The sequence below is a fragment of the Paraburkholderia sp. LEh10 genome (assembly GCF_017814945.1).
In the GTDB taxonomy this organism is placed as follows: Bacteria; Pseudomonadota; Gammaproteobacteria; order Burkholderiales; family Burkholderiaceae; genus Paraburkholderia.
On the sequence record NZ_JAGIPX010000057.1, the window covers coordinates 1 to 11,856 of the forward strand.

The following is an 11,856-nucleotide window of genomic DNA, read 5'->3' on the forward strand; positions in this document are numbered from 1 at the left end:
TTGCTTACTTTCTTTGCGGCGGCAAAGAAAGTAAGTGCCGCCCCGCACAGGGGCAACGCCCGCGCCGCGAGGCGCTAACGCGGATGCCCGCGCAGGGCAAGGCGGAACCGCATCGGATGCCCGCGAAGGGCATAGCTCACCGCATCACGGATGCCCGCAAAGGGCAAGGCGACCCGAATCGCGGATGCCCGCGCAAGGGCAAGGCGACCCGAATCGCGGATGCTCGCGAAGGTCAAGGCGACCGCATCGCGGCATGCCCGCGCAAGGGCAATGCGACCCGCCTCGCGGATGCCCGCGAACGGCAAAGCGAACCGTTCGCGCATCCCGATGCAAGATCAAAACCAAACCGAACGCTCGCGCAAGCAGGTAAACAGCGCATCCCGCGCCCACGCGCTTGGCGTTAGACTGCATATGCATCATGCCAAAACCGCTGCGCGCCCATCAGCGCGACCGCAGTGCATGGCCGCGCAGCAGCACAACAACGAGGTGACAGTATGAGCTTCAGCGTCAAACTTCCCGCCGTTTCTGTTGTGGTTTCCCTCGCATGCGCGGCGCTTGCGCTCGCCGCATCGACACTCCCCGCGCACGCGGCAACGCCGATCACCGTGACGTCGCAGGCGGCCACGGACGGCCCCATCCGCTACACCGTAAAGGTCACGTCCAAACAGTTCGGCAACTCCCAGGAAACCCGCACGATCCGCTCCGGCGAATCGGATGACTTCACCTGGAAAACCGTTCCACCCGGCGGACCCGTCGCAGCCGACGGCGATTGCCCCGACTTGTCGTCGCTGCCGCTCGACACGAACGGCGCGATGATCCGTCAGACGCAAATCCGCTTCGCGCCCGTCGTCGCCAAGGACGGCACCGCCACCGTGCAGATGAATTTCCAGGCACAGACGCCCAAAGGCACGAAGACGGTGTCGAGCAACGGCAAATCGCTCAAGTGTCCGAACTACGCAAGCGTGAGCCAGGTGCTGCGCTTCACGATGCCGACCAACGGCAGCACGAAGACGCTCACGCTCTCCGACGGCTCGCAGGTATCCGTGTCGGCGAAGCGCTAGCGCGGCGCGATTCGCGCCGCCCGAGCGCGCCATCTCACGCCGCGTGCAATGCATGCGGCGCGCATGTATTCGTTGGGGTTCGGTGCGTGGCGCGTGGCGTGCGGTCCGTGCCGCGGTCCGTTCATGCGTCGCGGCGCCCCGCGCCACGCTCGACGAGCCGCGACGCCAGAAACCGGTGCTCCGGCGAAAACAGCCGCCGGTATGTGAGCAGCACGGCGCCCACGGTTCCCAGCGCCGACGATGCCGCGATCAGGAACATGATCACGATCTGATAGCGCACGGCCTGCAGCGGCGATTGCCCCGCCAGCACCTGGCCCGTCATCATGCCCGGCAGGCTGACGACGCCGACGACGGCCATCTGGTTGAGCGTCGGTATCATGCCCGCGCGCACGGCCTGGCGCGCCGGCCTTTGCGCCGCTTCCCACCGCGTCGCGCCAAGCGCGAGCGCCATATCGACGCGGTCTCTGCGCGCCGTCAGTTCCTCCGTCATCCGCTCGATGCCGAGCGACACGCCCGTCAGCGTGTTGCCGAGAATCATGCCGAGAATGGGAATCGCGTATTGCGGCTCGTACCACGGGTGAATGCGGATGACGGCGAACAGCCCGATCGCGGCGACGAGCCACGCGCTCGCCCAGATCGACAGGATGCTGTCGGCGCGCTGTCCCGCGTACGTGCGCGAGCCGCGCCCCGCGCCCGCGAAGCCCGCGATCAACGTCATCACGATCATCAGCGGCAGCACCACGTACCAGCGGTTGTACGCAAAGACCCAGGCGAGCACGTAGCCGATCGCGAGCAACTGGACGACGGTGCGCACGGCGGCCCACGCGAGCTTGCGTTCGAGATCGAGCTTCAACGCAACCGATACCGCGCCGTTCACGACGATCAACAGTGTCGCGAGCGCGACGTCCCAGAGGCTCAGGTCTTGCAGCATCATGGTTTCGGCTCGGTGGCGCGAGCGGGCATATCGCCGTGCGTATCGGGGTGCGTATCGGGGTGCGTATCGGGGTGCGTATCGCGGTGCATATCGCTATGCGCATTACCGTGCGTATCGCCGAGCACGCCGGCGCGCATCGTCAGATGACGGTTGCTGACGCGTGCGGCCTGCGCAAGATCGTGTGACACCCACAGCCAGGCGCGAGCCTCGTGCGCGGCGTCGAACCATGCGCGCACCAGCGCTTCGATCGCGAGCGCCGACTCGGGGTCGAGCGACGCCGTCGGTTCGTCGAGCAGCAGGACGTCGGGCGCGAGCTGCAATACGCGGATCAACGCGGCGATCTGCGCTTCGCCGCCCGACAGGTCGCTTGCGCGCCGGTCGAGAAAGTCGCCCGCGCGGCCCGCCTGCGACGCGAGCGCCGCAGCCCGTGCGCGGTCGAAACGCACTTCGCGATACGCGTGCAGCGTGTACGGATAGCGCAGGTTGTCCTCGACGGTGCCATCGAGCAGCGCGGGCCTCTGACGGATATACGCGACGTGGCGCCGGTAGCGCGGAATCGTTGCGCGCGCAATGCGCCTGCCGCGCCAGCGCACCTCGCCGCCATCGAGCGGATCGAGCAGCGCGAGCGCGCGCATGAACACGCTCTTGCCCGAACCGGACGGGCCGGTGATCGCGATGCGCTGGCCGGCTTCGATTGCGATGCTGGTTGTGTGCAGCAGCGTCTGGCCGCGCGCCGCGTCGCGCCGCACGATGTCTTTTGCGTGGACGAGCGGTGCGTCCGTCGTGTTGGTCTGGTGGGGCATGGGCAATGGAATCTGTCGCAGTGCATCATGATAGCGAACGGCTCGCCGAACGGCTCGCCGAACGGCTCGCGCGGGCACAGCACGTGCTGCGCTGAAGATTGACGTATGCATTCTCTGCGGAGCGCTCATGGCTGTACTGCACTCGACCGGATTATCCGTCGGCAGAAGGATAGGCAAGATCATCGCGTGGCTGGTCGCCGCGCTGCTCATTCTGATCGCGGTGCTCGCGGTATTCATTCTCACCTTCGACTGGAACCGCGCGCGTCCTTACGTCGACGACAAGGTGAGCGAAGCGATCGGCCGGCCATTCGCGATCGAAGGTGATCTGAAAGTGGGCTGGCGTCATTCCGTCGGCGAAACGGGTTGGCGCTCATGGGTACCCTGGCCGCGTTTTTCCGCGCGGAACATCACGATCGGCAATCCTGACTGGGCGAAGCAGAAGCACTTCGCGACGCTCGACGAAATCGACTTCCAAGTGAAGGTGCTGCCGCTGCTCACGCATGACATCGTGATTCCCTCGATCAATCTGGTGAACCCTTCCGTCGATCTCGAACGGCTCACCGACGGGCGCAACAACTGGACGTTCAAGCTGAAGTCCTCAGCGCCGTCTGAATGGAAGCTCGACCTGCACGATATCGAGCTGAACAAGGGCAATATCGCGCTGTCCGACGAGCAGAAGAAGATCGACATGCAGGCCGTCGTCGATACGCTCGGCCAGCCGATCCCGATTGGCGAAGCGCTGAAGCAGCAGGAAGAAGCATCGCGCAAGGCATCGGCGGACGTGGTAGGCAGGCACGGCGCAAAGCAACTGAGTGCGCAGGCGCAAGCGGCGGCGGCTTCCGAGGCGTCGGGCGCGTCGTCGGCTGCGCCTGCCGTGCCTGCCGCATCCGCCGCGTCGGTACCGGCCGCGCCCGCCGCGACGGCGGTTGCAGGCGGCGGGGCTTCCGGCGCGAAAAGTGCGTCCGCGGCCGTCGCTTCATCGGGTGCGCCCGCGAGCGCCACGGGCACGGCGGTCGCGCAACGTCAGAACGCGCCGCACTATGGGATCGGCTGGACCGTGAAGGGTACGTACAACCGCTCGCCCGTCTCGGGCAGCGGCAAGCTCGGCGGCGTGCTGGCATTGCAGGATACGTCGCGGCCATTTCCCGTGCAGGCGGACGTGAAGGCGGGCGACCTGCGCATCGCGCTCGTCGGCACCGTCACGGAGCCCGCGCATCTCGCCGCCGTTGATCTGCGGCTGTGGCTGCAGGGCACGAGCCTCGATCATCTGTACCAGCTGACGGGCATCACGCTGCCCGAGACGCCGCCCTATGCGACGGAAGGGCATCTGATCGGCAATTTCAGGCAGGGCGCGAGTGTCTTCAGGTATGAAAATTTTACAGGCCGTGTCGGCGGCAGCGACCTGAACGGCACGCTCATCTACACGCAACGCGCGTCGCGTCCGTTGCTCGAAGGCACGCTGGTGTCGAACCTGTTGCAGTTCAAGGATCTCGCGCCGGTCATCGGCGCGGACAGCAACGCGAGCAAGGCGAAGCGCGGCGACGTCGCGCGCCAGCCGTCGGGCAAGGCGCTGCCGACGGAAACATTCAAGACCGACCGCTGGAAGGCGATCGACGCAAACGTGAAGCTGACGGGCCGCCGCATCGTCAAGGACCCGGCGCTGCCCATCACCGACCTGTACACGCATGTCGTGATGACGGATGGCGTGTTGTCGCTGGAGCCGCTGAAGTTCGGTGTCGCGGGCGGCACGCTCGCGTCGAACATTCATCTCGACGGCAGCGAGACGCCGCTTAAGGGCCGCTTCTCGACGCAAGCGCGCCACCTGAAGCTCAAGCAACTGCTTCCGACCGTGAAGACAATGCAGAACGCGCTCGGCGAAATCAACGGCGATGCGGCGCTGTCGGCGACGGGCAATTCGCCGGCGGCGCTCGCGGGCACATCGAACGGTGAAGTGAAGCTGCTCGTGACGGATGGCACGATCAGCCGTCTGCTGATGGAGGCGGCGGGCCTGAATGTCGCGAACGTCGTGTATGAAAAGCTGTTCGGCAATCGCGACGTGCAGATCAATTGCGCGGCCGGTGACTTCGTCGTGACGGACGGGGTGCTCGATTCACGCGTGTTCGCGCTCGATACACAGGACGCCGTCATCAACGTCGATGGCAACGTGAACATGAAGGACGAGACGATGGACCTCGGCGTGCATCCGCACACGAAAGGCTTTCGCGTCTTTACGCTGCGCTCGCCGCTCTACGTGAAGGGCACGTTCAAGAATCCTCATGTGGGCGTGAACGCGATCGCGCTTGCGGCGCGCGGCGGCGCGATGGTCGGGCTCGGGCTGATCAATCCGTTCGCCGCGCTGATTCCGCTGATCGCGCCGAGCAACAACAAGCCGCTGCCATGCCAACAACTGATGGCGGCGATCGACGCGCAGCATCCTTCGGCGCCGCCGCCGGGACAACGCGAAAAGACGAGGGGACCCGCGCTTCCGCCGGGCACGCCGGGCGCATCCGCCGTCGCGCCTGCGGCGCCCCCGGCGCCGCCGAAAAAACCTGCCGCGCCATCGGGTGGCGCGGCGCTGCCGGGGCCCGCGAACGCGGCTGATTACAAGGGAAGTTGAGACGCGGAACCGGCCAGCTGCATGCCCCGGACACATGCGTCAAACGCACGCGATTAACGACGTGCCGCACGCTGCGTCCGTGCGCTTTCCTCAACGGCATGATGACGGGCGCATGCGCATCGTTCAATCGCACGGTCTCCGCGCAAGAAACGCCACGGCCGCGAAGTTTCGCGGCCGTGTCTGATGATGTGTGGTGAGCAATCTATCGGTGAGCAATCTATCGCAGCGAGCGTGGTGTCGCATCGCCAGCGGCATCCTGGCGCCGCACGCCGCGCCGTGTTCCTGCCGCCGCGCGTGTCGCGCCGAATTCCGGCAGAATGCGCGCTCGCGCGCGGCTCGCGAACACGAGAAAGCCGAAGCCGTCGGCCTCGTACCAGTAGCCACCGTTTTCCAGTCCGTCGAGCGGCTGTTCGAGCGCGTTCGCAATCGATTCGATGCAGCGCCGGCGCAGCTCGGCGACAGCGGGATAGGGCGGCTGCGCGCCGCGCACACTGCATAGCAGGACGTCCAGTCCCGGCAGCACATGCGCGTAGAGCACCGGCTCATCCTGCGCGCGGGCGCGCGCAATCTTGGTGTCGAGTTGACCGAAGGGCTTGAAGTGCCGCAGCACAGCGAGGAACGACTCGTCGCCGTCCACCTTCGCGCGCCTGCGCTTTTTCGGGAAGGACATAAAAACTCGCCTGAAAAAGAATTGCAAGAAACGCAGCGTCCTCATGCGACCACTCCCGGCTTCGCGCGCCGCACGTCGATCTTTTATAGCATACGAAAATGCCGGATACACGGTGATTCGTCTGTCTCACTCCATCGTCCCGTGCAAGCCAGGCCGAATCGCGTCGCCGTGCGCTTTCGCATCCCCTGTGCATCTGGTGTCAATAATAGACTCACCCGCGCTGCGCGTGTTTCCGGCACCTTAAAAAAAGACATTTTTATGTGCGCCAACGCTTCCTCTGCGCGCATTGAAATATCCGCCGCGCCCGTCGATAATGGCCGCGTCCCAGATACGGCGCGGCTTTGCGCGCGCCGCACGGCGATGTGACGATTCGATGTGCGCAGCACATGAGTGAAAGTATCGATAGCGTTCGCCGCGCGACATCGGTACGACGCAGCGCACATCGACGATGCATGCGCGCGCGTCATGATTGATGCCGGTTGCGCGTGCGGGTTTCACAATGCCCGGAATGAAGCGGAAAGCGGCGGACAATCTGCGGACAAGAGGCGGATAAACGGCGGATAAACGGCGGACAAGCGGCGGACAAGCGGCGGACAAGCGGCGCATCGCCGCGTATGCAGAGCTGCTGTCTGCCGCCGGCGATCATGCCGCCGCCACTCAACGTATTTCGCTGTATTGCGCCGTATTGCGCTCCTGTTGCCGCACTGCGCCACGCGAACATGAAACTATTCACCAAGGGCCTACTGCTGATCGCGTTGCCGAGCACCATCGAACTGGCGCTGCTGGGCGTCGTATTCGACATGCAGGCGCAGACCGACCAGGCCGTCGAGCGTTCGTCGAGCAGCAAGCAGATCCTGTATGAAGCGGCCGCGCTCGACAATCCGATGCTGCGGCAAGTGGCGCGCGTGCGCGCGGGCATCGCCGTCGGCGATCCCGTATTCATGGACCGTCATTCCGCATGGGTCGATCTGGGCGACGGGCTCACGCGTCTCGAGCAGGCGGTCGCCGATACGCCCGCGCAGGCCGCGCGCGTGCAGCGCATGCGCGAGGCCGTCGACAGCTATCGCCAGCAGACGCTGTCCGTCGCCCAATCGTTGCGCACGGGCGCGACGATGAAACCGTTCGTCACGCTCGAAGGCGGCGAGTTGCCCGCGCAGGTCGTGCGTTTTCGCGACGAGTTAAGCCAGTTCATCGACGAAGCGACGCGGCTCGACGCCGGGCGCAACGCCACGCTCGCAGGCACGCGCCTGCGCCAGCAGTACGCGCTCGTGGCCGCCGTGTTCGGCTCGATGCTGATCTGGGCGGCCACCGCGTTTGCCTTCGCGCGCGGCATCGGACGGCGGCTCGACGTGCTTGGAGCCAATGCGCAGCGGCTTGCAACCGGACAGCCACTGCCCGTGCCGCTCAAAGGCAACGATGAAATCGCCGCGCTCGATGCCGCGCTGCATCGCACGAGCGGTCTGCTGCGCGCGGCCGACGACAGTCAGGCCGCACTCCAGGCGTCGCTACAGGCGCGCGCGGCGGAGCTGGCGAGCGTCAACGACACGCTGCGTCAGGAGACGCAGGACAACGAGATGTTCATCTACAGCGTGTCGCACGATCTGCGCTCGCCGCTCGTGAACATGCAGGGTTTCTCGAAGGAACTGCAGGTTTCGTGCGACGAGCTGCGCGCGGCCATCGTCGAGGCCAGCCTTCCCGCCGACGAGCACGAGCGGCTCGCGCGTCTGCTCGATGGCGACGTGCAGGAAGCGCTGCGCTACGTGAGGGTATCGGTGACGCGCTCGGCTGCCATCATCGATGCGCTGTTGCGCATCTCGCGCGCGGGGCGGCTCGAATATCAATGGCAGCGCGTGAGCGTTGGGCGCGCGGTCGCGCGGGCCGTCGATGCGCTGCAACCGCGGATCGACGAGCGCGCGGCGGTGCTCGTCGTGCGCGAGCTGCCGACGGCGTGGGGTGATCCGTTCGCGATCGAGCAGGTGTTCGGCCAGTTGATCGCCAATGCAATCAGTTTTCTCGATCCTGCGCGGCCGGGGCGCATCGAAGTCGGCACGCTCGATGGCCGTCTCGAAGACGGCGCGAGCCCGTCGGCGCCGAAGACGCGCACTTACTTTGTGCGCGACAATGGCCTGGGCATTCCCGCAGCCTGCATGTCGAAGATGTTTCGCGCGTTTCAGCGGCTGCATGGTGACGTCGCGCAGGGCGAGGGCGTCGGTCTCGCGCTCGTGCGGCGCACCGTCGAACGGCATGGCGGGCGCGTGTGGGTCGAATCGGCGGAAGGCGCGGGCTCGACGTTCTTCGTTACGCTGCCCGATCAGCCGATGCGGATCTGACGGCGGCATGGGGTGCTTGCATGGGTGCATCTGGCGTGCATTCGGCGCGCGGAAAGTAGACGTAAGCGGGGACAAGCATAATATCGGCAGTCGGTCGTACCATTGAACGCAGTCGTGTCCAACGCGCGAAGCGTCGCGCAGGTGCGCGCGAGCGCGCCGGAGGGAGCCATGTCACACGGGGAAGCGGCCGGTAACTCGGTCGGCATCGTGCTCGTCGAAGACGACGACGGTCATGCGACGCTCGTCAAGCGCAATCTGCGGCGCGCGGGCATCTCGAACGGATTCATCCGCTTTGCCGACGGCCAGCAGGCGCTCGACTATTTCTTCGGCGAGCCGCCCGCGGGCGGCGCCGCGAGCGGCCGTCCGTCGCGCGACGATCTGGCCAACTACGTCGTGCTGCTGGATCTGAAGATGCCGCGCGTCGACGGCTTCGAAGTGCTGCGGCGGCTGAAAGAATCGCCGTCGACGGCGTCGATCCCCGTCATCGTGCTGACGACCACCGACGATCCGCGTGAAATCGGCCGCTGCTACGAACTCGGTTGCAACGTCTATATCACGAAGCCAGTCGAATATGATGCTTTCATCGAAGCGGTGCGGCGGTTCGGCTTTTTCCTGCAGATCGTCAAGCTGCCGCCGGGACAGCGCTATGCGCCTGCATGATGCGCGACGGCCGCGCACGGCGGCCGCGTTGACCGCGCCGGCGCGCACGGGCAGCGCAGGTGCAAGCAAGGGTTCGCGCCGAAGCAGCGCGGGCCGCGCGCATTTCAATCGACCTCAAATCATTGCATGACTGAAGACGTATCCACGCCCCTCGCAGCGCATGTGCTCGTCGTCGATGACGACGAAGGCATCTTGCACCTCGCGCGCAAGTCGCTGGAGCGCGCGGGCTGCCGGGTCGAGCTGTGCAACAGCGCCGAAGCCGCGCATCGTTTGATCGCCGCGAGCACGCCCGATCTGATCGTGCTCGACTATCAGCTCGACGGCGCGGAGACGGGGCTCGACTTTTTCCGGCGGCTGCGCAGCGAGGGCGTGCGCATTCCGGCCATCCTCGTCACGGGCTTCACGGACGAATCGCGCGTGATCGAAGCACTGCGCTCGGGCGTCTCCGACGTCGTGCCGAAATCGGGCGACTATCTCGACTATCTGCCCGAAGCGGTCGAGCGCGTGTTGTCGCAAGTGCGGCTGCAACGGGCGTCGGCGGAGGCGCTGCTGCTGCGCGAACGCGAGGCGCATTACCGGATGCTGTCGGAAGCGCTGCCTCATCTCGTGCTCACCTGTGACGCAAACGGCGATTGCGATTTCGTCTCGAAGCAGTGGGTCGAGTACTCGGGCCTCGACGGCGCGAGCGCGCTCGGCCTCGCGTGGCTCGATGCCGTGCATCCCGACGACCGCGAAGAAGTGCGCCGCACGTGGCTGAAGACAGTGCGCGGCGATGGCGGCGACTATCGCAACGAGTTTCGCATTCGCCGCCGCGACGGCGCGTATCGCTGGTTCGATGCGCGCATTGCCGCCGTGCGCGATGCGACGGGCGCCGTCAGCAAATGGTTCGGCAGTTGCACGGACATCCATTCGCAGCGCGAAGCCATCGAGGAACGCGAGCGGCTGCTCGCCTCCGAACAGGCCGCGCGGCAGACGGCGGAAGAAGCGAACCGTTCGAAAGACCGTTTTCTCGCGATGCTGTCGCACGAACTGCGCACGCCGCTCACGCCCGTGCTGGCGGGCGTGCGGATGCTCGAAATGACGCCGGACCTGCCCGAACCGGTGCGCGCGGGCGTCGTGATGATCCGCCGCAACGTCGAACTCGAGGCGCGCCTGATCGACGATCTGCTCGACCTCACGCGAGTGGCGAACGGCAAGCTGCGTTTGTCGCTTGAAACGGTCGACGTGCATGATGTGATCGACAGCGTGCTCGAACTGTTTCGCAGCGAGATCCAGACCAAGCAGCAGGACGTGCATGTCAGCAAGGCCGCGCGGCATCATTTCGTGCTCGCCGATCGCGCGCGGCTGCAGCAGATGTTGTGGAACCTGGTGCGCAACGCCGCGAAGTTCACGCCCGATGGCGGCCACATCTACGTACGTACGCGTGACGAAAGAATGCATGTGCAGATTGCGATCGAGGATACGGGCGTCGGCATCGAGCCGGACCAGATCGGCAAACTCTTCAATGCATTCGAGCAGGGCAGCCAGAACATGTCGCGGCAATTCGGCGGGCTAGGCCTCGGACTCGCGATCACGAAGGCGCTCACCGACGCACATGGCGGCACCGTCACGGCTCAAAGCCCGGGTGCGCACTGCGGCGCGACTTTCACGATCACGCTGCCCACGGCCGAAGAGCCGCTCGCCGAGCCCATCGCGCCCGTCGCGGCGAGCGTGCAGCCCGCGGGCGGACTGACGATCCTGCTGATCGAAGACCACGTGGACACGGCCGAAGTAATGGCGCACCTGATGCGCACGCTGGGGCATGAAGTGACCGTCGTCGGGCGCGTGGCGGATGCGCTGGCCGCGACACAGGCCACGCCGTTCGATCTGATCGTCAGCGACGTGGGGCTGCCGGACGGCACGGGGCTCGACTTCATCAAGGCGTTCCGCGAGCGCGGCGACGCGCCCGCCGTCGCGCTGACGGGCTTCGGCAGCGATGAGGATATCCGGCGCTGTATCGAGGCGGGCTTCACGTCGCATCTGACGAAGCCCGTCAACTTCTCGCAACTCGAACATGTGATCGAGGGCGCCGCGGCAGCGAAAGCGCAGAAGAGCGCAGGCGAGGGTAAGGCAAGAACCGGATAGCCGAGATAGCCGATATTGAGCCGTGGAACAAAGGGCCTGCCGCGCAGCAGCGCGCGGCAGGCCCTTTGTCGCATCGCGTGCGCAGCCGCACGCATTGGATGTTGCGCGTCAGGCGCGCGGATGCTTGAGCGAATCGCGGATCTCGCGCAGCAACAGCACGTCTTCCGGCGTGGGCGGCGGCGCTTCGGGCGCGGCGGGCGCCGGGGCGCGCAGCTTGTTGATGAACTTGACCATCATGAAGATGATGAAGGCGAGGATCACGAAGTTGATTGCAACGGTGATGAACGAGCCGTAGCCGAACGCCGCGACGCCAGCCGTCTGCAGGTCCTTGTACGAATCGGGGTTGCCCTTGAAGTTGGCGGGTATGTGGCCCAGCAGGACGAACTTGTTCGAGAAATCGAGCCCGCCCGTCGCCACGCCGACGACAGGCATGATCAGGTCCTTCACGACGGAATTGACGATCGTCGAGAACGCTCCGCCGATGATCACACCGACCGCGAGGTCCATCACGTTGCCTTTGAGGGCAAACTCCTTGAATTCCTTGACTAGGCTCATCGGGTTGTTCTCCTTGAAGTCGATGGCGACATGATAGCCAACGATCGGCACAGCGTGAAATGATTTAGCGCCCGATCGCCACGCGCCGTGCTGAAGGGGCGC

General features: G+C 65.7%; 10 protein-coding genes. 6 read left to right on the top strand and 4 right to left on the bottom strand.

The annotated features are described in order from the left end of the window. The first annotated feature begins 219 nt into the window (after nucleotides 1-219). Together J8I87_RS33270 and J8I87_RS33275 are read left to right on the top strand one after the other, a co-directional pair. Nucleotides 220-498 (top strand): hypothetical protein, encoded by a 279-nt coding sequence (locus J8I87_RS33270; protein WP_209936486.1) that lies wholly within the window; start codon nucleotides 220-222, stop codon nucleotides 496-498. Next, nucleotides 495-1,061, top strand: a complete 567-nt coding sequence (locus J8I87_RS33275; protein ID WP_209936487.1) for a DUF6013 family protein — start codon at nucleotides 495-497, stop codon at nucleotides 1,059-1,061. Before J8I87_RS33270 ends, J8I87_RS33275 begins: the two co-directional genes overlap by 4 nt. 121 nt (nucleotides 1,062-1,182) lie before the next feature. Here the strand turns inward: J8I87_RS33275 and J8I87_RS33280 are convergent, their stop codons facing one another. Next, nucleotides 1,183-1,995, bottom strand: a complete 813-nt coding sequence (locus J8I87_RS33280; protein WP_209936488.1) for an ABC transporter permease — start codon at nucleotides 1,993-1,995, stop codon at nucleotides 1,183-1,185. Further along, nucleotides 1,992-2,798 (bottom strand): ATP-binding cassette domain-containing protein, encoded by an 807-nt coding sequence (locus J8I87_RS33285; RefSeq protein WP_209936489.1) that lies wholly within the window; start codon nucleotides 2,796-2,798, stop codon nucleotides 1,992-1,994. Before J8I87_RS33285 ends, J8I87_RS33280 begins: the two co-directional genes overlap by 4 nt. A 127-nt stretch (nucleotides 2,799-2,925) precedes the next feature. Here J8I87_RS33285 and J8I87_RS33290 point away from each other — a divergent pair, with 127 nt between their 5' ends. Then, nucleotides 2,926-5,415 carry an AsmA family protein gene (locus J8I87_RS33290; protein ID WP_209936490.1) on the top strand — a complete coding sequence of 830 codons (2,490 nt, stop codon included), beginning with the start codon at nucleotides 2,926-2,928 and terminating at the stop codon, nucleotides 5,413-5,415. Nucleotides 5,416-5,632: 217 nt separating this feature from the next. Here J8I87_RS33290 and J8I87_RS33295 read toward each other — a convergent pair whose 3' ends face one another. Further along, entirely contained in the window at nucleotides 5,633-6,130 is a 498-nt protein-coding gene (locus tag J8I87_RS33295) for a hypothetical protein (RefSeq protein WP_054926743.1), read from the bottom strand. Nucleotides 6,131-6,804: 674 nt separating this feature from the next. Between J8I87_RS33295 and J8I87_RS33300 the strand changes: the two genes are divergently transcribed. From J8I87_RS33300 to J8I87_RS33310, 3 genes are all read left to right on the top strand, one after another. Then, a complete protein-coding gene (locus tag J8I87_RS33300) occupies nucleotides 6,805-8,415 on the top strand; it encodes an ATP-binding protein (protein WP_209936492.1) in 1,611 nt (536 codons plus the stop codon). 168 nt (nucleotides 8,416-8,583) lie between these two features. After that, complete coding sequence (locus J8I87_RS33305) at nucleotides 8,584-9,075, top strand: response regulator (RefSeq protein ID WP_209936493.1); 492 nt, start codon at nucleotides 8,584-8,586, stop codon at nucleotides 9,073-9,075. Nucleotides 9,076-9,201: 126 nt separating this feature from the next. Beyond that, the gene (locus tag J8I87_RS33310) at nucleotides 9,202-11,199 is read left to right on the top strand and encodes a response regulator (RefSeq protein WP_209936494.1); all 1,998 of its coding nucleotides are present in this window, start codon (nucleotides 9,202-9,204) and stop codon (nucleotides 11,197-11,199) included. A gap of 108 nt (nucleotides 11,200-11,307) precedes the next feature. Here J8I87_RS33310 and mscL read toward each other — a convergent pair whose 3' ends face one another. After that, nucleotides 11,308-11,754, bottom strand: a complete 447-nt coding sequence (gene mscL / locus J8I87_RS33315) for a large conductance mechanosensitive channel protein MscL (RefSeq protein WP_209936495.1) — start codon at nucleotides 11,752-11,754, stop codon at nucleotides 11,308-11,310. Nucleotides 11,755-11,856 lie beyond the last annotated feature (102 nt).